Source organism: Pseudomonas sp. H1h, from assembly GCF_000633255.1.
GTDB lineage: Bacteria > Pseudomonadota > Gammaproteobacteria > Pseudomonadales > Pseudomonadaceae > Aquipseudomonas.
In genome coordinates, this window is record NZ_AYMJ01000018.1 from 91,733 (window position 1) to 115,770 (window position 24,038).

Consider the following 24,038-nt stretch of genomic DNA (forward strand, 5'->3'; position numbering starts at 1 on the left):
CGCTCCCACGTTTGGAATGGATTCGAATGTGGGAGCAGTTGTCGGTTTGAGGTTTGTATTGCGGCTGCTGGCGTCTTCGCGAGCAGGCTCGCTCCCACATTTGGAATGGATTCGAATGTGGGAGCGGGCTTGCTCGCGAAGGGGGCAGTCCAGTCAGCGCAGTTTTTCGAGCATCTGGTAATACCACATCCCCGCCGCCAGCAACGGGTTGCCCAGCAAATCCCCCATCGGCACGCGAATGTGTTGGCATGCAGCAAACGTGTCGAACTGCTCCATCTGCCCGGTGATCGCCCGGCTCATGATTTCGCCCATGATGTGGGTGGTGGCGATGCCGTGTCCCGAGTAGCCCTGGCAATACCAGACGTTGTCCGAGAGCTTGCCCAGTTGCGGGATACGGTTGATCACGATGCCCATCGCGCAGCTCCACTGGTAGTCGATCTGCACCCCTTTGAGCGCCGGGAAGGTCTGCTCGATGCACGGGCGCAGCTCGGCGGCGATGTCCCGCGAATCCTTGCCGCTGTAGTTGGCGCCGCCGCCAAACAGCAGACGGCCATCGGCGGTAAGGCGGTAGTAATCGAGGACGAAGCGGCAGTCGTACACCGCCAGGTCTTCAGGGTTGATCTGCCGCGCCAGATCACCCAGCGGCGCGGTGGTGACGATGCCGCCCATGGCCGGGAATATCTTGCCCTTGAGCTGGCCCGGTTCAAGCTTGTGATAGACGTCACCGGCGAGCATCACTTGATTGGCATCGATCTGGCCGTGAGCGGTGCGCACGCCCGGGCTTTTGTGAGGAGCCGTGCCGTGAATGATCTCCAGCACTTCACTGTTTTCAAAGATCAGTGCCCCCAGACTTTCCGCCGCCCGCGCCTCGCCAATGCACAGGTTGAGTGGGTGCAGGTGCATGTTGCGGGTGTTCTTGATTGCGCCGTGATAGAGGTCGCTTTGCAGCAGATCACGCACCTGACTGCGGTCGAGCAGGCTGACCTCGGCGGCCATTCCGCGGCGTACGGCTTCGTCGTAGTCCTGGCGCAAACCGTCCATGTGGCTGGGCTTGTAGGCGGCGTGCAGATGGCCGTGCTTGAGGTCGCACTGAATGCCATATTTTTCGACCCGCTGCTGGATGATCTGGTGTCCACGCCAGCGCAGGTGCCAGATGAAATCGTCGACCTCATCGCCGAGTTTCGGGCGCATCTGTTTGCGCATCGCACCGTCGCCGGAAAGGCTGCCGGTGACTTGTCCGCCATTGCGCCCGGTGGCGCCCCAGCCGATCTTGTGGCTCTCGACGATAGCGACTTTCAGGCCCTTTTCGGCGAGTTCCACAGCGGTGGCAACGCCGGTGAAACCACCGCCGATGATCACCACATCAACCTGATGCCGGCCTTGCAGGGTCGGGTAGTCGGTGTCCTGGTTGAGGGTGGCGGTGTAGTAGGAGTTGCAGCGTTCGGTCATGTCAGTGTCCACACAGAATTCGGAAGTCGGAGTGCAATCCCCTGTGGGAGCGGGCTTGCTCGCGAATGCGGTGGGTCAGTCACTGAAATATTGAATGTGACCACGCCTTCGCGAGCAAGCCCGCTCCCACAGGGGCGGATGGTGTGAGGCTTCAGGCTTCGGTCAGGTACCAGCGCCAGTCCTGCTCACCCACCTCGGCCATGAACTGCCGGTACTCCGCCCGTTTCACTGCCAGATACACCCCGAGAAATTCCTGCCCCAAGGCATCCCGCGCCCATGCGGAATTCTCCAGCGCCTGCAGCGAAGTCAGCCAGTCGGTTGGCAGCAATTCCTTGGCTTGCGCGTAGCCATTGCCCTCGACCGGCGCGCCCGGATCAAGGTTTTCGCGAATGCCGCGATGGATGCCGGCGAGGATCGCTGCCGCCGCCAGATACGGGTTGGCGTCGGCGCCGCAGATGCGGTGTTCGATGTGCCGGGTGTTGGCCGGGCCGCCGGGGACGCGCAGGCTGACGGTGCGGTTGTCGACGCCCCAGGTCGGCGCCAATGGCGCGTAGCTGTTGGCCTGGAAACGGCGGTACGAGTTGGCATTGGGGCAGAACAGCAGCAGCGAATCGAGCAGCGAGGCGAGCATGCCGCCAATCGCGGTACGCAGCAGCGGAGTGCCGGCCGGATCTTGCGAGGCGAACAGGTTGTGCCCCGCGCCATCGGCGAGGCTGACGTGCATGTGCATGCCGGTGCCTGCCAGATCATCGAACGGCTTGGCCATGAACGTCGCCTGCATGCCGTGCTTGTGCGCCACGGCTTTGACCAGACGTTTGTAGCGCACTGCCTGATCCATCGCCTGCAGCGCATCGCCGTGCTCAAGGGTGATTTCCACTTGGCCCGGGGCGTATTCCGAGATCGCCGTGCGCGCCGGAATACCGTGCAGTTTGCAGGCGCTGTAGAGGTCGGCGAGGAACGGTTCGATCTGTTCCAGTTCGCGCAAACCGTAGACCTGGGTGTGTCGCGGTCGGCCACCGTCGGCATCCAGCGCCGGTTGCGGACGCCCGTTGTGATCGCGCTTGGCATCGAGCAGGTAGAACTCCAGCTCGCAGGCCATGACCGGGTGATAACCCTCGGCCTTGAGGGCATCGATCACCTTGATCAGCAAGTGACGCGGGTCGGCGATGCTCGCTGGCATGCCTTCGGTCGGGTGCATGCTGACCTGCACCGCAGCGGTCGGAATCTGCCGCCATGGCAGGCGCACCAGACTGCCTTCGAGCGGGTAGGCGCGGCAGTCGATGTCGCCGACGTCCCACACCAGACCTGAGTTTTCCACGTCCTCGCCCTGCACGGTCAGCCCGAGGATGGTGCTGGGTAACGGTCGACCACTTTCATACACCGCCAGCAATTCTTCGCGGTGCAACAGCTTGCCGCGTGGCACGCCGTTGGCGTCGAGGATGAACAGCTCGATCATGTCGATGTCGGGGTTCTGTTCAAGGAACAGGCGTGCGTCTTCGATGGCTGCGAATTTCATAGTCAATCACTCACGATGGCGCCGCACAGGCGCGCAGATTCGGGCCGGACGCAGTTCGGCAATAGGCGCGGGCGTCCTGGCAGGGATATCAGGTAATAGAGGGCTGTCGCGGTTTATAACGGGCGCGATCAGACAGGCAGGGCGATATCCGGCGGGCGTGCGGAGTGACGCAGCTTGGAACGGCGCAGGGCCATGGGGAGATTGACGATGCGATTCATGCGCGGCCCCTGTGACAGAGGGCGCACACAGCGGAGACGTTCAACCTTTCTGGTTGTTGTGGTGACGTACTCATAACGCGTGTTTCCGTTGGCGGAAAACGTCGGTGGCGGGGCAGACCCGCCGACCGGTGTGCCCGGATAGTAAGGGGCAATCTGCGGGCGTGTAAACCGGTGATTGCGCCCTTGTACCGTTGGCCAACGTTCAGCGCAGCAAGTGGAAGCCCAGCCCGGCGAGGGCGCAAACGATCAACACTGCAATCACGCCACGCTTGAAAATGAACAGCGCCAACGCGGCCAGCAACGCCAGCACAATCGAAAACACGTCCGCTTGCCCGGCAAAACCGGTCGGCCAGAACACGTGATAAGCGAAGAAACACGCCAGGTTGAGAATCACCCCGACCACCGCAGCGGTGATGGCGGTCAACGGTGCAGTGAACTTGAGTGCGTTGTGGGTCGACTCCACCAGCGGCCCGCCGGCGAGGATGAACAGAAACGAGGGCAGGAAGGTGAACCAGGTCACCAGCGTCGCCGCCAGTGCACCCGCGGCGAACGCGTGCTCCGCGCCAAACGCCGGTTGCACGTAAGCGCCGATGAAACCGACAAACGCCACCACCATGATCAGCGGCCCGGGCGTGGTTTCGCCAAGCGCGAGGCCATCGATCATCTGTGTCGGCGTCAGCCAGCCATAATGCCCGACGGCGCCCTGATAGACATACGGCAACACCGCGTAAGCGCCGCCAAACGTCAGCAACGCGGCCTTGGTGAAAAACCAGCCCATTTGCGTGAACGTGCCGTCCCAGCCGAACAGCGCGGTCAGCAGCCCCATCGGCAAGCACCACAGCGCCGCGCCGACCAACAGCAAGCGCCACAGCTTCGGCAGGCTGAATCGTGCATGTTCGGGTGTCGGCGTGTCGTCATCGATCAACGCCGGGCCGAAGGATTTTCCACGGGTGCGTTGGCCGCCATTGTCGAAGCGTTGCGGCGCCAGTCGCCCGCCGACGTAACCGATCAGCGCCGCACCGAGCACGATCAGCGGGAACGGCAGATTGAAGGCAAAAATCACCACGAACGACGCCCCGGCGATGGCCCACAGCCAACTGTTTTTGAGTGCTCGCGAGCCGATACGATGCGCCGCGTGCAACACAATGGCGGTCACCGCCGGTTTGATCCCGTAGAAGATCCCGGCCACCACCGGCACGTCGACGAACGCGATGTACACCCACGACAGTGCAATCAGGATGAACAACGACGGCAATACGAACAGCGCCCCGGCGATCACCCCGCCCCAGGAGCGATGCAACAACCAGCCAATGTACGTCGCCAGTTGCTGGGCCTCGGGGCCGGGCAGCAACATGCAGTAGTTGAGCGCATGCAGGAACCGCCGCTCGGAGATCCAGCGCCGGCGTTCGACCAGTTCCTGATGCATGATCGCGATCTGCCCGGCCGGGCCGCCGAAACCGATGCAGCCGAGCTTGAGCCAGAAGCGCCAGGCCTGGCGCAGCGTGACGGGATCTGGGCGGGGCAGGTTGTTGGGCGCTGTGCTCAAACGAGACTCCGGAGTTTGATCCTGGCGGAGTTGCTATCTAATCAGACTTTCAACCCTCACCCCAGCCCTCTCCCAGAGGGAGAGGGGGCCGACAGAGGTATCTGGCGTTATCCATCGACCTGAAGATTGAGTCGATTATGGATTCAGAGCCAATCTTTCGATTCGGTGAATTTCTTCAATATCCCCCAATCAGTCCCCTCTCCCACCGGGAGAGGGTTAGGGTGAGGGGCTCTTGATCTTCAGGCATGCGCCAGGCTCCAGCGCAGCGCCGCATCCTGATCACTCTTGCGCGCCTCGACCCAGTGTGCGCCTTGCGGCGTGCTCTCGCGCTTCCAGAACGGCGCACGAGTCTTGAGCACATCCATGATGAACGCGCAGGCCTCGAACGCCATGTGCCGGTGTTTGCTGCTGACGCCGACGAACACGATCGGCTCGCTGATCGCCAGTGCGCCGACCCGATGCACAATCTCCACGCCCTGCAGCGGCCAGCGCTCGCGTGCTTCCTCGGCGATCTGTTCGAGGGCCTTTTCGGTCATGCCCGGATAGTGTTCGAGGAACAACTCGCTCACGCTCTGGCCGATGTTCAGATCACGCACATACCCGATGAAATTCACCACCGCGCCCACCCGTGGATTGCGCGCATGCAGGTCGGCGGTCAACTGGCCGACATCGAAACTTTTGTACTGTACCCGTACCGTCATGTTCAGCCCCCGGTGACCGGTGGAAAAAACGCGATCTCGTCGAAGTCTTCGATGGCTGCGCTCGGTTGGCACAGCTCCTGATTCAACGCACACATCAGGTTGCCGGCACCGAGCACTTCGCGCCACTCCTCACCACGGGCCATGAGCATCTGCCGCACGTCCTCGATGCTGCGCAGATTGTCGGTCAGCGGGATTTTCTCGCCGCCCAGATTGAGGCGATCACGGTAGCTGGCGAAGTAGTTGATCAGGATCATTGCGCGTTCTCCCATTGAAAGTGCCCGGAGCGACCGCCCTGTTTGCTGAGCAGGCGGATGTCGCCGATGACCATCGCCCGGTCCACAGCCTTGCACATGTCGTAAATGGTCAGCGCTGCGACGCTGGCGGCGGTCAGGGCTTCGAGTTCGACCCCGGTCTGGCCGGTGAGGCGACAAGTGCTGGTGATCTGCACGCGGTCGGGTTCGCAGGCCTTGAGCTCGACGTGAATCGAACTGAGCAGCAGTGCGTGGCACAGTGGAATCAGCTCGTGGGTACGTTTGGCCGCTTGAATTGCGGCGATCCGCGCCACGGCGAAGACGTCGCCCTTGGGGTGGCCGTTGGCCTGGATCATCTGCAGCGTTTCCGGGCGCATCTGCACCCAGGCTTGTGCGGTGGCTTCGCGGCGGGTCGGCGCCTTGTCGCTGACGTCAACCATGTTGGCGCGGCCCTGATCGTCGAGGTGGGTGAGGGTGTTGCTCATGGCGAAAGTTCCTGGATCGGGCTGTAGATTCGGGGGGCATTGCGGTGCGGGACGTGGATCAGATTGAGCCGGTGCTTGAGCGCCCAGCGCACGGTCAACGCCGTGGGGGCGGACAGGCTGACGAGGGTGCCGAGGCGGGCGCGCACTGCTTTGTGGATCAGTTCCAGGCTGCACCGGCTGGTGACCACCACGAAGCCCTGGCGCGCATCGATTTCGGCGAGGTGCATCGCGCCGATCAGTTTGTCGAGGGCGTTGTGCCGGCCGATGTCTTCACGGCACAGCAACGCTTCACCGCTGGCATCGAAGTACAGCGCCGCGTGCAGGGCGCCACTGCTGCGAGCCAGTTGTTGGGCCTGCTCGATGCGTTGGCGGATGCCGTCGAAATGCGCGGCCGGTGGCAGTGCGCAGGGTTGCAGGATGTCCAGTCGTGGCAGTGCCTGCTCCAGTGCTTCGACGCCACACAGGCCGCAACCGCTGGTGCCGGCCATCTGCCGACGATGATCTTTCAGTGCCCAGAAGGCACGGCTGCTGATCTGCACATCAGCCTGACAGGCCTGATCGAAATGGCTCAGGCGGATGTCGTAGATCTCGTCGACGCTGTCGATGATCGCGTTGCTCAGGCTGAAGCCGCGGATGAAATCTTCGAGGTTGCCGGGCGAGACCATCATCACCGCCTGGCTCAGGCCATTGAAGGTGATCGCCAGGGCGATTTCCGAGGCCAGGGCGGCGTGCGAGAGCGGGGCGTCCGTGAGGTATTCGCGAAACGCGACCTGTGACGGTTGCGGCGCGGGGGCGTTGGCATCGCCCGGTTCGGCAGTTGGATCAACTTGGCACAGCATCTTGAAAGTCCCGAAGCGCTGAAGTGGGATCAGGCTACGGGGGTGTTAAAAATGCGTCCAATCGCTTGTTCCGATCTGGTGATTGGGTTGGTCGATCACTACGGTCATATCCGGAATTGGTGTTGGCTGTGCTGGCCTCTTCGCGAGCAAGCCCGCTCCCACAGTTGAAATGCATTCCAACTGTGGGAGCGGGCTTGCTCGCGAAGACGGCCTGACATCCGACATCAATGTCTGGACAGGTCACTCAAACAACCGGTGCTTCAACCCCGAACAGCTTGCGTGCCTCGGCAAAACACTTCTCGGCAATCGCCGACCGCGGTTCGGTCTTGCGCATCACCAGCCCCAGCGGCGCCAGCACGCTGGCGTCCGGCAACTGCATGAACGACAAATGTTCGATCGGCTCTTCCAGCCCGCTGTCCAGCGGCATGATCGAGCAGCAGAAGCCCTGGTGAATCGCCTGCAACAGCTGATAGGTCGAATCGCTTTCCAGAATCGGCTGCGGATTGAGCCCGCGGCTGCGGAAACTCAGGTCGATGGATTTGCGGTAATGCATGCCGGTAGTGATCATCCCCAGCGGCAGTTCGGCGGCGTCTTCCCAGCTCATTTCCGAGCCTTCGAAATGGTAGTGACGATTGTCGTAAAGCAGCCCGACACGGGTTTCGCCGATCTCGAAAAACTCGAAGTAGTTCGGGTTGACGTGGTCCAGATAGCACACGCCCAGATCGAGCTGGTTGTTGCCCAGCCCCTCGATGATCTCGTTGGAACTGAGCGATGACAGACTGAATTTCAGCTCGGGGTAGGTCGCGGACAAACCCTGAATGTAATTGACCGGATTGAAGCTGCTCAGCGGCACCAGCCCCAGACGCAGGCTACCGACCAGTTGCCCGCGGCACGCCGCCGCTTCGGCGAACAGGCCGTCGTGGGCTGCCAGCAGCGTGCGCGCCCAGGCCAGCACCCGTTCGCCGGCCTGAGTGAAACCTTCAAAGCGCTGACCGCGATTGACCAGCACCAGATCCAGTTCATCTTCCAGATTACGCAGGCGCATCGACAGGGTTGGCTGGGTGATGTGGCAGCGGGCGGCGGCCTGGCCGAAGTGGCGGGTTTCGTCCAGTGCGATCAGGAACTTGAGTTGTTTGATGTCCACGATGGCACCTGCTCGTTGAGAAATTGGAATGAGTATTGACGCAGATGCGCGCAGCGCACGGAAAACGCGAGGCGAGACGATCTCACCTGACTGTGTTGGCGTCCAATCGGAAGAATTGAAAAGCCTATCGATCAGCTCTATCGCGCATGATTTCAAAGGCGTTGGTCGAGGTCAACGGGACCGATAGAGCGGGTCGATAATGTGGTTGGTTAGAGTGATTAGACAGTACTCATAAGTGGCACTTAGGCTGCTGGGCAATGTGATCAACTACTGCCGGAGAGTCCCATGAGCGCGAAAGCGGATGCCCTGTTTGTCCCCCTGAACATTGCCGTGCTGACGGTCAGCGATACCCGCGATTACGCCAGCGATACCTCCGGCCAGTTGCTGGTCAGTCGTCTGTTGGAGGCCGGCCATACCCTGAGTGAGCGCAATCTGCTCAAGGATGATCTGTACAAGATTCGCGCCCAGGTTGCTCACTGGATTGCCGACGACAATATTCAGGTGGTGCTGATCACCGGCGGCACCGGGTTCACCGGTCGCGACAGCACACCGGAAGCAGTGGCCTGCTTGCTCGACAAACAGATTGATGGTTTCGGTGAGTTGTTCCGCGCGATTTCGATTCTCGACATCGGCACGTCTACCGTGCAAAGCCGAGCGCTGGCCGGACTGTCCAACGGCACGCTGGTGTGCTGCCTGCCGGGCTCGACCGGCGCCTGTCGTACCGCATGGGAGGGTATTCTCGCCGAGCAACTGGATAACCGTCATCGCCCGTGCAACTTCGTGCCACACCTCAAGGCAGTGCAAGCCTGCGGGCCGCGCGGATGAGTAAGGCACCCTTGATGCCGGTCGAGGACGCCCTCGACCAGTTGCTGGGCATGGCCGATGAGCAACGTCTGGCCGACAGCGAGTTGTTGTCGCTCGATGCTGCTCGCGCACGGGTATTGGCCAGTGATCTGGTAGCGACACTCGATCTGCCACCGTGGCCGAACAGTGCCATGGACGGTTACGCGCTCAATCTCGCCGACCTGCATCGCCAGCCGCTCAAAGTGTCGCAAAAGGTTTACGCGGGGCTGGCGCCGGACGCCCTGTTGCCTGGCACCTGCGCGCGGATTTTTACCGGTGCACCGCTGCCGCCCGGCGCCACCTGCGTCGAGATGCAGGAGAACGTCGAGGTGCTGGAGGACGGCCGCGTGCGTTTCTTGCAGCCGCTGAAGGCGGGGCAGAACATCCGCGCGCAAGGTCAGGAAAATCGCGTGGGTGACATCCTGCTGCGTGCCGGCAAACGCCTTGGGCCATTCGAACTGGCGGTCGCCGCCGGGCAAGGGCTGGCGCAACTGCACGTGGTGCGTCGCCCGCGCGTGGCACTGTTGTCGACCGGTGACGAACTGGTCGAACCGGGCCAGCCACTGCGCCCCGGCAGCATCTACAACAGCAATCGTGTGTTGCTCGGTCACTGGTTGCGTGAGCTGGGCTGCGAAGTGATCGATGCCGGAATACTCCCGGATCGCCCGGCCCAGACGCGGCTCAAGCTTGAGCAACTGCAAGTGGCGGCCGACCTGATCCTGACCACGGGCGGCGTGTCTGCCGGCGATGCCGATTGCCTCGGGCAGGTGCTGCGCGAGGATGGCAAACCGCTGCTGTGGAAACTGGCGATCAAGCCAGGCAAACCGTTGACCGTGGGGCATTTCGGCACGGTGCCGGTGATCGGCCTGCCGGGCAATCCGACCTCGGCACTGGTGACCTTCGGGCTGCTGGCGCGGCCGTATCTGCTGCGTATCCAGGGCGTGGAAGACGTCATGCCGCTGAGCTTTTCGGTGAATGCCGGTTTCGACTGGCACAAACCAGGCAGTCGTCGTGAATACCTGCGTGTACGGCTGGAGGCGGGGAATGCGGTGCTGTATCCGAATCAAAGCTCTGGCGTCCTGCTCGGTGCAACCTGGGCCGATGGTCTGGTGGAAGTGCCGGAAAACAGCACTCACAGCATTGGCGACCCGCTGCGCTTCATTCCCTTCAGCGAACTGTTCTGACCCCGACACCAATCAAACCTGTGGGAGCGAGCCTGCTCACGAAAGCGGTGTATTAGTCAGCATGTGTGGTGCCTGAGATGGCCTCTTCGCGAGCAAGCCCGCTCCCACCGTTTTAATCGGGTGGTGCCAGAATCACTGGCACAGCGCCATCCCATGTGGGAGCGAGCCTGCTCGCGAAAGCGGTGTGTTAGTCAGCATGTGTGGTGCCTGAGATGGCCTCTTCGCGAGCAAGCCCGCTCCCACAATTTTAGTTGGGCGGTGTCTGGGCCACTGGTGCAGCGCCATCCCATGTGGGAGCGGGCTTGCTCGCGAAAGCGGTGTGTCAGTCAGCATGTGCGGTGGCTGACATGGCCTCTTCGCGAGCAGGCTCGCTCTCACATTTTGATTTAGAGGGTTCGACCATTTTGCGGGTGTACCTCAGACCTGTAGGAGTGAGCCTGCTCGCGATCGCCGTTGTCCTGTCAACGCAGATGCAGGCTCAGCTCAGGACGTAGTCGACCGGCATCAGCATCGGCGGCAGATCTGCCACACCCAGCTCAGAGAGGATATCGCGCTCGATAGTGCGCACCAGCGAGTCTGTTGCCAGGTCGTTTTCGTCGCGGCCGAATGGGTCTTCCAGTTCATCGGCAATCGCATCCAGACCAAAGAAGGTGTAGCTGACAATCGCCGTGAACAACGGCGTCAGCCAGCCCAGCGGCTCGGCCATGGCGAACGGCAGCAGGATGCAGAACAGGTAGATCGTGCGGTGCAGCAGCAAGGTGTAGGGGAAGGGCAGCGGAGTGTTCTTGATCCGTTCACACACCGCTTGCGCCTGGGTCAGGCTGGTCAGGTGATTGGCCAGGAGCATGTAGCGCCACTCGGTCAACTCACCGCTCTGATGCAGGTCGGAACACTGCTGGCCGACCTGCTGCAGAATCCGCCCGCTGTAATCCGGCACCTGCATATCGTGTTGCGGCGTGATCCACGCACGGCTGGCCGCCGCTTCGCTTTCCCGGCGCAACCGCGCATTCAGCGCATGGGCAAACCCGCAGAGATTGAGCAGCAACGGCTTGCGCTGCACCGATTCGCGGATGACATGGGTTTCGCGGATCACCGAGCGAATGTGCACCAGCACATCCCCCCAGGCCTTGCGCGCTTCGTACCAGCGGTCGTAGCAGGCGTTGTTGCGAAAATTCATGAAGATCGACAGCGACAGCCCGAGCAAGGTGAACGGCGTGGCATTGACCTTGGTGAAGTTGCTCGGGTGGAGGATTTCAATCAGCACGATGGCCGAGGCCAGCAAGGTGACCATCAGGGTGCGCAGGGCGATGCGCTTGGCGATCGAACCCTTGAGGGTGAAGAGGATGGCGAATTGGTTGACCTTGGGTCTGATGATCATGCTGGGCGATCCCGGTTACGCAGGGTGAGGGCGGTTTCAACCGCCGGTCATGTTCATGAAGCGCACGACCTGGACGTCGTCGTTCACTTCGAAATTGTGGCGGTACGGCTTGAGTTTCATCGCCTCGATAATGGCCTTTTCCAGCCGTTGCGGTTGCCCCGGATGAGCGCGCAGCACAGCTTTGAGGTCCACCGAATGCTCGTTACCCAGACACAGTAGCAGGCGCCCCTCCACCGTCAGCCGCACGCGGTTGCAGGTGCCGCAGAAATTGTGGCTGTGCGGCGAGATAAAGCCCAGGCGAATGTCCGGCGCCTCGGCCACGCGCCAGTAGCGCGACGGGCCTTGGGTCGACTCGGCGGAGTCGATCAGGGTGTAGCGTTCGGCGATTTTCTCGCGCACCTGGGCACTGGAGTAAAACGACTCCGCCCGGCTGTGTTCGCTGATGATCCCCAGCGGCATTTCCTCGATGAAGGAGATGTCGAGCTGGCGGTCGATGGCGAAGCTCACCAGATCGTTGATCTCCTGATCGTTGCGCCCCTGCATCACCACGACGTTGAGTTTAGTTCGGGTGAAACCGGCCTTGCGCGCGGCATCGATGCCGCTGATCACCTGCGCCAGATCACCGGTGCGGGTCATTTGCCTGAAGCGCTCGGGGTCTAGGCTGTCGAGGCTGATATTCAGGCGCTTGACCCCGGCGTCGAACAGCGGCGCAGCGAGTTTGCCCAGTTGCGAGCCATTGGTGGTCATGCACAGTTCGCGCAGGCCGGGCAGGGCGGCGATCTGCTCGCACAGCTTGACCACGCCCGGGCGAATCAACGGCTCGCCGCCAGTCAGGCGAATTTTGCGGGTGCCCAGTGCCACGAAGCTCTGCGCCAGCTGATAGATCTCTTCCAGCGTCAGTACCTGCTGGCGCGGCAGAAACTGCATGTCTTCGGCCATGCAATAGACGCAGCGGAAGTCGCAGCGGTCGGTGACCGACATGCGCAGATAGTCGACGCGGCGGTTGTAACCATCGATCAAGACACGCTCTGACATGACAGCCTCGCAGGAGTGAGAAGTCCGCATTAACGGAACAAGTTGGCGCAGGTTATGGGCAACTTCAGAGGGCGTCCAATCACTGTTAATGAACGGCTGATTGATTGCATCGATGATGAATTATTTCTCATTTAAAGTTTTTGCTTTAGTTTCGCAAGTTCCCGTGAATAAAGGGTTTTTCGCCGTGATAGACGGTTTCGATAATGTGGTCATAAATAGCGATTAGACAATATTTTGTAGCGGTTCATATCCTTGATCCGGCAACTGAAACGACCGCTTTATTGCTGTGCAAAGTCGGCCGTCGCTGTTTAACCAAGATCAGGTTCATGCCTGTGTGCATCGTCATGGAGATGTCCCATGTCACAAGTCGACCGTTACAAACCTTACAAGGGTGCCGCTGCCGGTTGGGGGGCTGTGATCAGCCTGACCAAGAGCTGGCTGGGCAGTGAAAACGCCCTGAAAAACATCCGCGCCATGCTCAAGACCAACCAGAACGGCGGCTTCGACTGCCCGGGCTGTGCGTGGGGTGAAGCCCCCGGCGCGAGCATGCTCAAGTTCTGCGAGAACGGCGCCAAAGCGGTGAACTGGGAGGCCACCGGGCGCCTGGTCGACCCGGCGTTCTTCAACAAGTACACGGTGTCGAGCCTGGCTGAACAGAGCGATTACTGGCTGGAATATCAGGGCCGCCTGACTCATCCGATGCGCTACGACGCGCGGGTTGACCGCTATGTGGAAACCACCTGGGAAGAGGCGTTCGCGCTGATTGCCGAACACCTCAAGGGCCTGAAATCGCCGCACGAGGCTGAGTTCTACACCTCGGGCCGGGCCAGCAATGAAGCGGCGTTTCTCTACCAGTTGTTCGTCCGCGCCTTTGGCACCAACAACTTCCCCGACTGTTCGAACATGTGCCACGAAGCCAGTGCGGTGAGCATGGGCGAGACCCTCGGCGTCGGTAAAGGCACCGTGGTCTACGAGGATTTGCACCACGCCGACGCGATTTTCGTCATCGGCCAGAACCCCGGCACCAACCACCCGCGCATGCTCGAACCGCTGCGTGAAGCGGTGAAGCGCGGCGCGCAAGTGGTGTGCATCAACCCGTTGAAGGAGCGTGGCCTGGAGCGTTTCCAGAACCCGCAGAACCCGATCGAGATGCTCAGCAACGGCTGGGAAGCGACCAACACCGCGTACTTCCGGCCAGCGCTGGGTGGCGACATGGCGATGATTCGCGGCATGGCCAAATTCCTCCTGCAGTGGGAGCGCGAGGCTCAGGCCAGCGGCGGCGAACCGGTGTTCGACCACGCGTTCATTGCTGAGCACACCTCAGGCCTGGACAGCTATCTGGCCGAAGTCGACGCCACGAGCTGGGAGCACATCGTCGAGCAATCCGGTGTGCCGTTGCACGACATCGAACTGGCGGCGCGCATGTATGGCCGCGCCAAGAGCGTGATCATGTGCTGGGCCATGGGCCTGACCCAACACGTGCACTCGGTGCCGACCCTGCAGGAAGTCATCAACCTGCAACTGCTGCGCGGCAATGTCGGCCGTCCGGGCGCCGGTCTGTCGCCGGTGCGCGGTCACAGCAACGTGCAGGGCGACCGCACCATGGGCATCAACGAACTGGCACCCAAGGAGTTGATGGACGCGCTGGAAAACCGCTTCAACTTCAAAGTGCCGCGCATGCACGGCCACAACACAGTGATGGCGATCGGTGCCATGGAGCGTGGCGAAGCCAAGGTGTTCATCGGTCTGGGCGGCAACTTTGCCCAAGCTACACCGGACACCCCGCGCACCCACGAAGCGATGCGCAAACTCGACCTGACCGTGCACATTTCGACCAAGCTCAACCGCAGCCATCTGGTCACCGGGCGTGACGCGCTGATCCTGCCATGCCTGGGCCGTACCGACATCGATATCCAGGCCGAAGGTCCGCAAGGCGTGACGGTGGAAGACACCTTCAGCATGGTGCATCTGTCGTTCGGTCAACTGAAACCGAAGTCGGCGCACTTGAAGTCCGAGCCGGCGATCATTGCCGGGATTGCCGCCGCCACGTTGGGCAAACATCCAATCGACTGGGAGTGGGCCGTGGGCGATTACGGGCGCATCCGCAACCTGATCGCCGACGTGATTCCGGGCTTCGAGAACTTCAACGAGAAACTGTTGATCCCGGGTGGCTTCCACCTTGGCAACGACGCCTCGGACCGGGTCTGGAACACCGAGTCCGGCAAAGCCCAGTTCACCCCGTGCGTGCTGCCGGAACACCTGATCAGCGAAGGTGTGCGCAACCTGCCGGTCAAGCCGCACCTGATCCTGCAGACCATGCGTTCGCACGATCAGTACAACACCACGCTGTACGGCCTCGACGACCGTTATCGCGGGGTCTACGGCATGCGCGACGTGATCTTCGCCAACGAACAGGACATCCAGCGGCTCGGTTTCGAACCGGGGCAGAAGGTCGATCTGGTGGCGCTGTGGGATGACGAGCGCGAGCGTCGGGTCAGCGGTTTTACCCTGATCGCCTACGACATTCCGCCCGGCCAGGCGGCGGCGTACTACCCGGAAACCAATCCGCTGGTACCGCTGGAAAGCTACGGCGACCGGACCTACACGCCGACCTCGAAATTCGTCGCGATTCGTCTCGAAGCGGCCAAGGTCAGCAACCTGATCCCGTCGTTGGTGGCCTGACCCGCTACTCATAAAAAACCATAGCAATTTGACTGGCTGCAGGCGTTCACGCCTGGCGGTGGCCCGGCGACGTGCTGCCGCTTTTCAGCCTGGATGAGGACATCATCATGCTCAACATGGAGGCACTGGACCTGGCGCGAATCCAATTCGCGTTCACGGTTTCGTTCCACATTATCTTCCCGGCGATCACCATCGGCCTGGCGAGTTTCCTTGCGGTACTCGAAGGCTTGTGGCTGAAAACCCATGACGACACTTACCGCGATCTCTACCACTTCTGGTCGAAGATCTTTGCCGTCAACTTCGGCATGGGCGTGGTCTCGGGGCTGGTCATGGCGTATCAGTTTGGTACCAACTGGAGCGGGTTTTCCGACTTCGCCGGGAGCATCACGGGGCCGTTGCTGACCTATGAAGTGCTGACGGCGTTCTTCCTGGAGGCCGGCTTCCTTGGGGTCATGCTGTTCGGCTGGAACCGCGTCGGCCGTGGTTTGCACTTCTTCGCCACGGTGATGGTCGCCATCGGCACGTTGATTTCGACCTTCTGGATTCTCGCCTCCAACAGCTGGATGCAGACGCCGCAGGGCTTCGAAATCGTCGACGGTCGGGTGATGCCGCTGGACTGGCTGGCGATCGTGTTCAACCCCTCGTTCCCGTTCCGTCTGGCCCACATGGCGATTGCCGCGTTCGTCGCGACGTCGTTCTTCGTCGGCGCGTCGGCGGCCTGGCATTTGCTGCGCGGCAACAACACGGCGCCGGTGCGCAAGATGTTTTCCATGGCGTTGTGGATGGCGCTGATTGTTGCGCCGATTCAGGCGGTGGTCGGTGACGCCCATGGCTTGAACACCCTGGAGCATCAACCGGCAAAAATCGCTGCCATCGAAGGCCACTGGGAAAACGCCGACAACGGTCCGACGCCGCTGGTGCTGTTCGGCATCCCGGACATGGCGGCTGAGAAGACCAAGTACGCGCTGGAAATCCCGTACCTGGGCAGCCTGATCCTGACCCACAGCCTCGACAAGCAGATCCCGGCGCTCAAGAGCTTCCCGAAAGAGGATCGGCCGAACTCGACCATCATCTTCTGGAGCTTCCGGGTGATGGCCGGGCTGGGCATGTTGATGATCCTTGTCGGTGTGCTGGGGCTGGCGCTGCGCCGTGGCGGCAAGCTCTATCAGCATCGCGGCTTTCAGCGCCTGGTATTGCTGATGGGGCCGAGCGGGTTGATTGCGCTGCTGGCCGGCTGGATCACTACCGAAGTCGGGCGTCAGCCGTGGGTGGTGTACGGCCTGATGCGTACCCATGACGCGGCGTCCCACCACTCGGTGGCGCAGATGAGCACCTCGTTGCTGCTGTTCGTGGTGATCTACTGCACGGTATTCACCGTGGGCATCGGCTACATGATGAAACTGGTGCGCAAGGGGCCGCAGCCGCATCACGAACATCCACCGCAGGGCGATGAGTTGCAGACCCCGCGCCGGCCACTGTCGGCGGCCACCGTCCCGATGAAGGAGCATTGAGTCATGGGTATTCAAGGTATCGATCTCTCGTTGATCTGGGGTGTGATCATTGCCTTCGGGGTGATGATGTACGTGATCATGGACGGCTTCGATCTGGGCCTGGGGATCCTGTTTCCGCTGATCCCGGATGAGCAGGAGCGCGACGTGATGATGAACACCGTCGCCCCGGTGTGGGACGGCAACGAAACCTGGCTGGTCCTCGGCGGCGCGGCGTTGTATGGCGCGTTTCCGCTGGCCTACGGGGTGATTCTGGAGGCGCTGTACCTGCCGCTGATCCTGATGCTCTGCGGGCTGATTTTCCGTGGCGTGGCGTTCGAGTTTCGCTTCAAGTCTTCGCCGCAGAAGCGCCATTGGTGGGACAAGGCGTTCATCGGCGGTTCGCTGCTGGCGACGTTCGCCCAAGGCGTGGTGATTGGCGCGTACGTGTCGGGCATTCCCGTGGTGGATCGGCAGTTTGCCGGTGGTGGCCTCGACTGGCTGGCGCCGTTCCCGCTGGTGTGCGGTGTCGGTCTGGTGGTGGCCTATGCGCTGTTGGGCAGCACCTGGTTGCTGGTCAAGACCGAAGGCATGCTTGAATCGCGGATGCGTCTGTTCACTCGTCCACTGGCGTGGTTGCTGCTGGCGATGGTGGTGGTGATCGGCGTGTGGACCCTGCAACTGCACCCGGAACTGGCCATGCGCTGGTCGAGCCATGGGCATTTGATGGTGTTCGCCGGGCTGGTGGTGCTGGCGCTGCTGGCGTTGTTCGGGCTGCTGCGCACCTTGCGTCAGCGTCACACGCACTGGCCGTTCGTGTTCACCTTGGTGTTGATGCTGCTGGGTTACATCGGCCTGGCGCTGAGCATCTGGCCGAACATCATCCCGCCGTCGGTGAGCCTGTGGGCCGCGGCGTCACCGCCATCGAGCCAGTTGTTCGCCCTGATCGGCGCACTGTTCATCCTGCCGGTTATCCTGATGTACACCTTCTGGAGCTACTACGTATTCCGCGGAAAAGTGAGGATTGGCGATGGCTACCATTGATTCGCGTGAGGCCGGACCCAGCCGCTGGTACAAGCGCCTTGGCTGGTTGTTGTTGATCTGGCTGGGCAGCGTGGTATCGCTGGCGGTGGTCGCGAGCCTGCTGAAACTGGCGATGTATGCAGCGGGAATGAGAACCCACTGACAATAAAAAACCGGAGCCATTGGCTCCGGTTTTTTTGTGGCCGCAATACTGAACATCACCGATGCCCACTCCCACCCTTGATCACGGTCAACCCCGAATCCTTCATCCACCACCAATCCCCTGTGGGAGCGGGCTTGCTCGCGAAGGCGTCAGGCCAGTCGATATTGATGCTGGCTGTGCCGGCGCTTTCGTGAGCAAGCCCACTCCCACCCTTGATCTCGGTCGCAGACACATCCCGTCAATAAGCATGCGCGGCGCATGGTGCTGGCTGATCTAGCCTTTCTGAATTCAAACATCAACAAGGCAAAGGAATGCCCGAACATTACTCATCACATCGCCTGCGAACTGGTCGTCATTGCGAAGAAAATCGAATCTACCTTCTAACCGCCAATACCCTGGGACGCGAGCCTGTGTTCACGGACTACAGACTAGGCCGGTTGGTCGTGAACCAGTTCAGAATGGCGCAGGAGGAAGGGTTTGCCGACACATTGGCATGGGTGATCATGCCGGATCATTTTCATTGGCTGATTCAGTTGCAAAAAGGAACACTCGGTCAATTGATGTGCCAGGTCAAATCCTTGAGTGCTCGTACAATCAACGAGGCGGCCGGTAGAACTGGAAGCCTCTGGCAGCAAAGTTTTCATGACCATGCTTTACGTCGAGAGGAGGACCTGGTGAAACTGGCGCGCTATGTAGTCGCTAATCCACTGCGAGCCGGATTGGTGAAAAAACTCGGTGACTATCCATTATGGGACGCAATCTGGGTTTGAACTCTGGATGCACATCCAGCGGATTACCCCAGAATAAATGCGATTTCCTGTGGGAGCGGGCTTGCTCGCGAAGGCGTCAGGCCAGTCGACATCAATGCCGGCTGTGCCGGCGCTTTCGTGAGCAAGCCCACTCCCACTTTTGATCTCGGTCAGCCCCCGAATCCTTCATACACCACCAATCCCCTGTGGGAGCGGGCTTGCTCGCGAAGGCGTCAGGCCAGTCGACATCAATCCCGGCTGTGCCGGCGCTTTCGTGAGCAAGCCCACTCCCACCTTTGATCTCGGCCAGCCCCGCATCCTTCATCCGCCACCAATCCCACATTGGGTTTTCAGTGTTTTATGAGGGGGAGTTATTGCGCACCAAACATCGCGGTCCAGTAGATCCCGGCACTGCTTTTCGGATCGGTTGCGTAGGCGGCGCCGAGTTCCTTGTATTGCGGGTTCATCAGGTTGGCGCAATGGCCGGGGCTGGCGAGCCAGCCGTCGACGACTTTGCGCACGGTGTCTTGCCCGGCGGCGATGTTTTCGCCGACCAGTTGGCCGCTGTAGCCGGCCAGTTCCGCGCGGTCGCCCGGGGTGCGGCCGTCGCGGTCCTTGTGGTCGAAGTAATTGTTGTTGGCCATGTCCCGGCTGTGATCCTGAGAGATGCTGCCCAGGCTTGTGTTCCAGGCCAACGGTGCGGCGGCGGCAAAGGCCTGGCCACCGCATTGACGCGGCTGGGCGCGCGCAACATTGAGCTGTTCGAGCAACTTCTGGCCTTCGCTCTGCGCATCGCCCAGTTTCGCCGACAGCAACGGTCGCGCCAGCACAATGCGCCAGTCGCGATCGGCGCGGCTGACCCCGACATCGACGAACTGCGGATCCAGCACCACCTGACAGAAACTCTCCTGAATCGCCTTCATCGCCGACGTCGCATCACGCGGACCGTTGAGGGTGATCGCCTGTACGTTGACCATCGGGTAACTGGCGCTGGCCATCGCTTGTTGCAGATCGACCGCACCGGTAGCCGGCAGTCTCAGTCGTGGGTCGGCCGACAGCGGTGGCAGTTCGTTGGACGCCTGACTGCCGCAACGCTGCGGTTGGCTGCGGTAGGCATTGATTGACTCGATCAGTTGCGACTCGTCGGCGGCCATGGCTGAGGCGGCGACGGCCAGGCCCACGGACAGTGCGGCAAAACGCAAGACGGATGGCATGAAACGCATGGAAATCTCCCTTGAGCGCAATGCGCTCATGATGCGCGAAAGGCCCCCGGTCAGTGCAATGTCTTTTTCTTCATCGAGCGGTTTTTCTGCGGAACATCGTGTAGGCATTTGCCGTCTACACTCAGCCGAGGCCCCCGGAAACCGGGCGTCTCACCGACGAAACACCTTGCCCGCATCGGGCGCTACCGGAAGAACTGCCATGCGATTGAAAGGGTTGGCTGGTTGTTTTGCATTCATCCTGCTGACCGGCGTTGTGGGCGCCACCGAGCAGGCCCCCATCAAGGCGAAGGCCGAAGAGAAGGCTCAGGTGCTGGAAGAGAAAGCCGCCGACAAGGTCAGCGCGGCGCCGGCACCCAAATCCGAAGCGATCACCCCGACTGAAGTGCAAGCCGTAGACCCGGCAGGCACCGCGCCGCTGGACGATCCGATCACCTGCCTGGCGCGCAGTATTTACTGGGAAGCCAAGGGCCGCGACACGCCGGAAATGGAAGCAGTGGCCAATGTGGTGATGAACCGCCTGGGCCACGACGGCTTCCCCGGTACGGTGTGCGAAGTGGTCAAACAGGGGTCGGAAACCAAGAGCTGCCAGTTTTCCTGGTGGTGCGATGGCAAGGCGGATCAGGTCAAGGAAGACACCGAATACACGTTGGCCAAGGATATCGCCGGCAAGGCACTCAACCGCCAGTTGCCGGATCGCACGCATGGCGCGCTGTACTTTCATGATCGCAACGTGCATCCGAGCTGGGCCAAGGAATACAAAAAGACCGCCGAGGTCGGCAAATTCCTGTTCTACAAACCGGTTGGCGGTGATGCGCGCTAGACGCAGACTTCGCGTACACAGTTGCGCAACCAGCGATGCGCCGGGTCGGCGTCCACGCGCGGGTGCCAGAGCATCGACACGCAGATCGGCGGCATTTTGAAGGGCAGGGAAAAACTGTGCAGGCCGGTGCGCAGTTTGCTGGTGTGACGCTCGGGAACGGTGGCGATCAGGTCCGATTCGCGGACCAACGTCAGCGCTGCAGAGAAGCCGCCGAATGAGGTGACGATGTCCCGCGTGAGTCCCGAGGCGAGCAACGCTTCGTCTACCGGGCCGCTGTTGCGTCCGCGGCGTGAAATGAGAATGTGCTGGCCGCCGGCAAAGCGTTTGCTGCTGATCTTGCCCGCACTCAACGGATGACCTTCACGGACCACGCCGATCCAGTGATCCTGAAACAGGATGCGACTGTGCAGCGCCGGGTCGGTGCTGTCGTCGACCACACCGGTCTCCAGGTCCACCCGGCCTTCACGCAGCAGCGTGCTGTCCTTGTCGGCTTTCTGCACGAACCGCAGGCGCACGCCGGGCGCTTCGTCTGCGATGCGGGCGAGCAGGGCGGCGGCGAACGTTTCAACAAAGCCGTCGGTGTTGCGCAGGGTGAAGGTGCGCTGCAACTGGCCGGGATCGAGTATCTCGGCGGGGCGCAAAGCCGCCTCGGCTTCCTGCACCAGGCCACTGACCCGCTCGCGCAACTCCAACGCACGCGGGGTCGGCACCAGGCCACGACCAGCCCTGACCAGCAACGGATCACCGGTAGTTTCGCGCAGCCGGGCGAGGGCGCGGCTCATGGCCGATGGGCTCAGCCGCAGAATTTGCGCGGCGCGTGCGACGCTGCCTTCGCGCAACAACACGTCGAGGGTGATCAACAGGTTCAGATCCGGTGTGCTCATGATGTGGCGTTCCATGCAGGTATCAAGTGCAAAGCATGCGTCTTGCGCCTTGCGTTGTCGAGACTCAGGCTATGCCGTCTGACCTTTGCATCAGGAGCGCCCGATGTCCGAATCTGCCTTGCCCCCTCAAGCCCGCTGGGCGCTGACCAGTCTGGCGTTGTCGATGTTGATGCCGTCGCTGGACACCAGCATCGCCAATGCCGGCTTGCCGACGCTGGCCGCAGCGTTCGATGCGACATTTCAACAGGTGCAGTGGATCGTGCTGGCGTACCTGCTGGCGGTCACTACGTTGATTGTCAGCGTCGGGCGGCTCGGGGACGGGATCGGTCGACGGCGACTGCTGTTGATCGGGATCGGTATTTTTACCAGCGCTTCGTTGTGCTGCGCGCTGGCCCCGGGACTGGGCTGGTTGATCGGCGCCCGGGCGGTGCAGGGCCTTGGCGCGGCGATCATGTTTGCGTTGACGATCGCGCTAGTGGCGGATGCGGTACCCAAGGCGCGGGCAGGCAGTGCGATGGGCCTGCTGGCGACCATGTCGGCCACCGGCACCAGCCTCGGGCCATCGCTGGGTGGGCTGCTGATTGCTAATGTCGGCTGGCCGTCGATCTTTGTCCTCAACGTGCCCTTGGGCCTGCTCAATGCGTGGTTGGTTTATCGCTATCTGCCGGCTGATCGGCCGGCGAAATCGGCTGTCGCGTTTGACTGCCTCGGCACCGTGGTGCTGGTGTTGACGCTGGCGGCCTATGCGCTGGCGATGACGCTCGACGGCTACACGCTGATGTTGCTGCTGATCAGCCTGTGCGGCGCCGGGGTGTTTGTCGGGGTCGAGATGAAAGCCAAGGCACCGCTGATTCGATTGTCACTGTTCGCCGATCCGCGACTGAGCAGCAGCCTGGCGCTGACGTTCCTGGTGACGACGGTGATGATGACCACGCTGGTGGTCGGGCCGTTTTACCTGAGCCGGGGCTTGGGACTGGGCAGCACCGTGGTTGGCCTGGCGTTGTCGGTCGGGCCGCTGCTGGCAGCGTGCGGCGGTGTGCCGGCCGGGCGTCTGGTGGATCGCTTTGGTGCGCGGCGGGTGGTGCCCGGCGCGTTGCTCGGGTTGGCTGGCGGTTGCGCTTTGTTGGCGCTGTTGCCGACGCGTTTCGGCCTGGCGGCTTATCTATTGCCGATGGCAGTAATTGCCAGCAGTTACGCAATGTTCCAGGCGGCGAACAATACCGGGTTGATGAGTACGGTCAGTCAGGCTCAGCGCGGCGTGGTCTCGGCCCTGCTCGGGCTGGCGCGCAATCTGGGCTTGATCACCGGCGCGGCGGTCATGGGGGCGGTGTTCGCATTCGCTACCGGAGACCCGACGCAAGCCCCGGCCGAAGTCATCGGCAGCGGCTTGCACTGTACATTCGGGGTAGCGGCGGCGCTGATGGTCATGGCCCTGATCGTCAGCCGAACCCGGATCACCTGTGGGAGCGAGCCTGCTCGCGAAAGCGTCGTGTCAGTCAACACAAAGGTCGACTGACAGGACCTCTTCGCGAGAAGGCTCGCTCCCACAATTGGATGAGGCGTGTTTGTCAGCTGGCGTGGGTACTCAAGATGCTCGCCACCTGTTGCGGCTGGCAGTTGAGGTACGGCGAGGATTTCAGCCAGCGCTGGTCCGGGTACCAGGAAAACATGAACTGGCCGTCCTTGAGTTTATCGATCACCTGCCGTGCCACTTGCGGACGCACCGCCGGGCAACCCTGGCTGCGACCGATCCGGCCCTGACGCTTGCTCCATAACGGATTCACATAATCGGCGGCGTGGATCACGATGGCCCGGTCGCGGGCCATGTCATTGAAACCCGGCTCCAGACCGTCCATGCGCAACGAATAACCGTGGGTTCCCTTGTAGCTTTCCTGCGTGCGGAACAAGCCAAGGCTGGACTGGTAGCTGCCTTCTCGGTTGGAGAACTGGGTGGCGAAATTTTCCCCGGAGTTGGAGCCGTGGGCGACCAGGTCGCGCAGCACCAGTTTCTGTCTGCTTAAATCGAAAATCCACAGCCGGCGCGCGGTGGACGGCTGCGAATAATCGATGATCGCCAGGTGACGGGACGGTTTCGCACCGTTGTTGACCGCGCATTGCATGGCGTTCAAGGCACCTTTCAGCGCCTGGGGATTGAGTTCCGGCGCGGCGTGCGCGAGGCTGGTAAAGAGAACCGGCGATGGCTTGCCGGCGGCGAAAGCTGGGCTGCTCACCACGACGAGGGTCGCGGTGGTCAGCAGAAGTCGGCGCAAAAACGTCAACATTTATAAAGTGTCCTCACTTGCTACTTATTTGGCACTTTGGCTCCTGACTCCCAGTCATACCCAACAGACCCCGGTTTCGGGCCTGACTGTTCAGCGCACCTGATGTAAGGTTGCCGTCATTGAGACGGCCACGGAT

22 protein-coding genes are annotated in these 24,038 nt (G+C 61.7%); 9 read left to right on the forward strand and 13 right to left on the reverse strand.

Annotated features, from left to right (window positions below):
- Positions 1–153: 153 nt before the first annotated feature.
- The 8 genes from U862_RS0116075 to U862_RS0116110 all read right to left on the reverse strand — a co-directional run bounded on the left by U862_RS0116075 (position 154) and on the right by U862_RS0116110 (position 8,149).
- The gene (locus U862_RS0116075; protein WP_025111327.1) at positions 154–1,449 is read right to left on the reverse strand and encodes an FAD-binding oxidoreductase; all 1,296 of its coding nucleotides are present in this window, start codon (positions 1,447–1,449) and stop codon (positions 154–156) included.
- 151 nt (positions 1,450–1,600) lie between these two features.
- Positions 1,601–2,965, reverse strand: coding sequence for a glutamine synthetase family protein (locus U862_RS0116080; protein WP_025111328.1), 1,365 nt, complete (start codon positions 2,963–2,965; stop codon positions 1,601–1,603).
- A 420-nt stretch (positions 2,966–3,385) separates the two neighbouring features.
- Positions 3,386–4,729, reverse strand: a complete 1,344-nt coding sequence (gene chrA / locus U862_RS0116085; protein ID WP_025111329.1) for a chromate efflux transporter — start codon at positions 4,727–4,729, stop codon at positions 3,386–3,388.
- Between the two features lie 239 nt (positions 4,730–4,968).
- Positions 4,969–5,430: a molybdopterin synthase catalytic subunit MoaE gene (gene moaE / locus U862_RS0116090; RefSeq protein ID WP_025111330.1), complete on the reverse strand. Its 462-nt coding sequence runs from the start codon at positions 5,428–5,430 to the stop codon at positions 4,969–4,971.
- Between the two features lie 2 nt (positions 5,431–5,432).
- Positions 5,433–5,684: a MoaD/ThiS family protein gene (locus U862_RS0116095; RefSeq protein WP_025111331.1), complete on the reverse strand. Its 252-nt coding sequence runs from the start codon at positions 5,682–5,684 to the stop codon at positions 5,433–5,435.
- The gene (gene moaC, locus U862_RS0116100) at positions 5,681–6,166 is read right to left on the reverse strand and encodes a cyclic pyranopterin monophosphate synthase MoaC (RefSeq protein WP_025111332.1); all 486 of its coding nucleotides are present in this window, start codon (positions 6,164–6,166) and stop codon (positions 5,681–5,683) included. The genes U862_RS0116095 and moaC overlap by 4 nt, the downstream gene beginning before the upstream one ends.
- On the reverse strand, positions 6,163–7,005 hold the full coding sequence (gene fdhD / locus U862_RS0116105; protein ID WP_025111333.1) for a formate dehydrogenase accessory sulfurtransferase FdhD: 843 nt from the start codon (positions 7,003–7,005) through the stop codon (positions 6,163–6,165). Before fdhD ends, moaC begins: the two co-directional genes overlap by 4 nt.
- A 244-nt stretch (positions 7,006–7,249) precedes the next feature.
- Positions 7,250–8,149, reverse strand: coding sequence for a LysR family transcriptional regulator (locus tag U862_RS0116110; RefSeq protein WP_025111334.1), 900 nt, complete (start codon positions 8,147–8,149; stop codon positions 7,250–7,252).
- A gap of 285 nt (positions 8,150–8,434) precedes the next feature.
- On the opposite strand from U862_RS0116110, the gene moaB reads away from it, so the two are divergent.
- Together moaB and glp are read left to right on the forward strand one after the other, a co-directional pair.
- Positions 8,435–8,974, forward strand: a complete 540-nt coding sequence (moaB, locus tag U862_RS0116115) for a molybdenum cofactor biosynthesis protein B (RefSeq protein WP_025111335.1) — start codon at positions 8,435–8,437, stop codon at positions 8,972–8,974.
- Positions 8,971–10,176: a gephyrin-like molybdotransferase Glp gene (gene glp / locus U862_RS0116120; RefSeq protein WP_025111336.1), complete on the forward strand. Its 1,206-nt coding sequence runs from the start codon at positions 8,971–8,973 to the stop codon at positions 10,174–10,176. Before moaB ends, glp begins: the two co-directional genes overlap by 4 nt.
- Positions 10,177–10,654: 478 nt before the next feature.
- On the opposite strand, the gene U862_RS0116125 is transcribed toward glp, so the two are convergent.
- Positions 10,655–11,554, reverse strand: a complete 900-nt coding sequence (locus tag U862_RS0116125) for a bestrophin family protein (protein ID WP_025111337.1) — start codon at positions 11,552–11,554, stop codon at positions 10,655–10,657.
- A 36-nt stretch (positions 11,555–11,590) separates the two neighbouring features.
- Positions 11,591–12,589, reverse strand: coding sequence for a GTP 3',8-cyclase MoaA (gene moaA, locus U862_RS0116130; protein WP_025111338.1), 999 nt, complete (start codon positions 12,587–12,589; stop codon positions 11,591–11,593).
- A 357-nt stretch (positions 12,590–12,946) separates the two neighbouring features.
- On the opposite strand from moaA, the gene U862_RS0116135 reads away from it, so the two are divergent.
- The 5 genes from U862_RS0116135 (at position 12,947) to U862_RS0116155 (ending at position 18,714) form a co-directional block, all read left to right on the forward strand.
- Positions 12,947–15,271, forward strand: a complete 2,325-nt coding sequence (locus U862_RS0116135) for an FdhF/YdeP family oxidoreductase (protein ID WP_025111339.1) — start codon at positions 12,947–12,949, stop codon at positions 15,269–15,271.
- 107 nt (positions 15,272–15,378) lie between these two features.
- Positions 15,379–16,782, forward strand: coding sequence for a cytochrome ubiquinol oxidase subunit I (locus tag U862_RS0116140; RefSeq protein ID WP_025111340.1), 1,404 nt, complete (start codon positions 15,379–15,381; stop codon positions 16,780–16,782).
- A gap of 3 nt (positions 16,783–16,785) precedes the next feature.
- Positions 16,786–17,802, forward strand: coding sequence for a cytochrome d ubiquinol oxidase subunit II (cydB, locus tag U862_RS0116145; protein ID WP_025111341.1), 1,017 nt, complete (start codon positions 16,786–16,788; stop codon positions 17,800–17,802).
- Positions 17,789–17,944: a DUF2474 domain-containing protein gene (locus U862_RS29670; RefSeq protein WP_081794892.1), complete on the forward strand. Its 156-nt coding sequence runs from the start codon at positions 17,789–17,791 to the stop codon at positions 17,942–17,944. The genes cydB and U862_RS29670 overlap by 14 nt, the downstream gene beginning before the upstream one ends.
- Positions 17,945–18,255: 311 nt before the next feature.
- Positions 18,256–18,714 carry a transposase gene (locus U862_RS0116155; RefSeq protein WP_025111342.1) on the forward strand — a complete coding sequence of 153 codons (459 nt, stop codon included), beginning with the start codon at positions 18,256–18,258 and terminating at the stop codon, positions 18,712–18,714.
- A 350-nt stretch (positions 18,715–19,064) separates the two neighbouring features.
- Here the strand turns inward: U862_RS0116155 and U862_RS0116165 are convergent, their stop codons facing one another.
- Positions 19,065–19,916 (reverse strand): CAP domain-containing protein, encoded by an 852-nt coding sequence (locus tag U862_RS0116165; RefSeq protein WP_025111344.1) that lies wholly within the window; start codon positions 19,914–19,916, stop codon positions 19,065–19,067.
- Between the two features lie 199 nt (positions 19,917–20,115).
- Here U862_RS0116165 and U862_RS0116170 point away from each other — a divergent pair, with 199 nt between their 5' ends.
- Complete coding sequence (locus tag U862_RS0116170) at positions 20,116–20,736, forward strand: cell wall hydrolase (RefSeq protein WP_025111345.1); 621 nt, start codon at positions 20,116–20,118, stop codon at positions 20,734–20,736.
- On the opposite strand, the gene U862_RS0116175 is transcribed toward U862_RS0116170, so the two are convergent.
- Positions 20,733–21,620, reverse strand: coding sequence for a LysR family transcriptional regulator (locus U862_RS0116175; RefSeq protein WP_025111346.1), 888 nt, complete (start codon positions 21,618–21,620; stop codon positions 20,733–20,735). The genes U862_RS0116170 and U862_RS0116175 overlap by 4 nt on opposite strands.
- Positions 21,621–21,723: 103 nt before the next feature.
- On the opposite strand from U862_RS0116175, the gene U862_RS0116180 reads away from it, so the two are divergent.
- The gene (locus U862_RS0116180; protein ID WP_025111347.1) at positions 21,724–23,136 is read left to right on the forward strand and encodes an MFS transporter; all 1,413 of its coding nucleotides are present in this window, start codon (positions 21,724–21,726) and stop codon (positions 23,134–23,136) included.
- Positions 23,137–23,188: 52 nt separating this feature from the next.
- Here U862_RS0116180 and U862_RS0116185 read toward each other — a convergent pair whose 3' ends face one another.
- The gene (locus tag U862_RS0116185; RefSeq protein WP_025111348.1) at positions 23,189–23,902 is read right to left on the reverse strand and encodes a murein L,D-transpeptidase catalytic domain family protein; all 714 of its coding nucleotides are present in this window, start codon (positions 23,900–23,902) and stop codon (positions 23,189–23,191) included.
- Positions 23,903–24,038 lie beyond the last annotated feature (136 nt).

Excerpts from the sequence above, each read along its gene's own strand:
- U862_RS0116075 (WP_025111327.1), bottom strand. The coding sequence starts at position 1,449 with ATGACCGAACGCTGCAACTCCTACTACACCGCCACCCTCAACCAGGAC.
- U862_RS0116080 (WP_025111328.1), bottom strand. The coding sequence starts at position 2,965 with ATGAAATTCGCAGCCATCGAAGACGCACGCCTGTTCCTTGAACAGAAC.
- moaE (WP_025111330.1), bottom strand. The coding sequence starts at position 5,430 with ATGACGGTACGGGTACAGTACAAAAGTTTCGATGTCGGCCAGTTGACC.
- U862_RS0116095 (WP_025111331.1), bottom strand. The coding sequence starts at position 5,684 with ATGATCCTGATCAACTACTTCGCCAGCTACCGTGATCGCCTCAATCTG.
- moaC (WP_025111332.1), bottom strand. The coding sequence starts at position 6,166 with ATGAGCAACACCCTCACCCACCTCGACGATCAGGGCCGCGCCAACATG.
- fdhD (WP_025111333.1), bottom strand. The coding sequence starts at position 7,005 with ATGCTGTGCCAAGTTGATCCAACTGCCGAACCGGGCGATGCCAACGCC.
- moaB (WP_025111335.1), top strand. The coding sequence starts at position 8,435 with ATGAGCGCGAAAGCGGATGCCCTGTTTGTCCCCCTGAACATTGCCGTG.
- glp (WP_025111336.1), top strand. The coding sequence starts at position 8,971 with ATGAGTAAGGCACCCTTGATGCCGGTCGAGGACGCCCTCGACCAGTTG.
- U862_RS0116125 (WP_025111337.1), bottom strand. The coding sequence starts at position 11,554 with ATGATCATCAGACCCAAGGTCAACCAATTCGCCATCCTCTTCACCCTC.
- moaA (WP_025111338.1), bottom strand. The coding sequence starts at position 12,589 with ATGTCAGAGCGTGTCTTGATCGATGGTTACAACCGCCGCGTCGACTAT.
- U862_RS0116135 (WP_025111339.1), top strand. The coding sequence starts at position 12,947 with ATGTCACAAGTCGACCGTTACAAACCTTACAAGGGTGCCGCTGCCGGT.
- U862_RS0116140 (WP_025111340.1), top strand. The coding sequence starts at position 15,379 with ATGCTCAACATGGAGGCACTGGACCTGGCGCGAATCCAATTCGCGTTC.
- cydB (WP_025111341.1), top strand. The coding sequence starts at position 16,786 with ATGGGTATTCAAGGTATCGATCTCTCGTTGATCTGGGGTGTGATCATT.
- U862_RS29670 (WP_081794892.1), top strand. The coding sequence starts at position 17,789 with ATGGCTACCATTGATTCGCGTGAGGCCGGACCCAGCCGCTGGTACAAG.
- U862_RS0116155 (WP_025111342.1), top strand. The coding sequence starts at position 18,256 with ATGCCCGAACATTACTCATCACATCGCCTGCGAACTGGTCGTCATTGC.
- U862_RS0116165 (WP_025111344.1), bottom strand. The coding sequence starts at position 19,916 with ATGCGTTTCATGCCATCCGTCTTGCGTTTTGCCGCACTGTCCGTGGGC.
- U862_RS0116170 (WP_025111345.1), top strand. The coding sequence starts at position 20,116 with ATGCGATTGAAAGGGTTGGCTGGTTGTTTTGCATTCATCCTGCTGACC.
- U862_RS0116175 (WP_025111346.1), bottom strand. The coding sequence starts at position 21,620 with ATGAGCACACCGGATCTGAACCTGTTGATCACCCTCGACGTGTTGTTG.
- U862_RS0116180 (WP_025111347.1), top strand. The coding sequence starts at position 21,724 with ATGTCCGAATCTGCCTTGCCCCCTCAAGCCCGCTGGGCGCTGACCAGT.
- U862_RS0116185 (WP_025111348.1), bottom strand. The coding sequence starts at position 23,902 with ATGTTGACGTTTTTGCGCCGACTTCTGCTGACCACCGCGACCCTCGTC.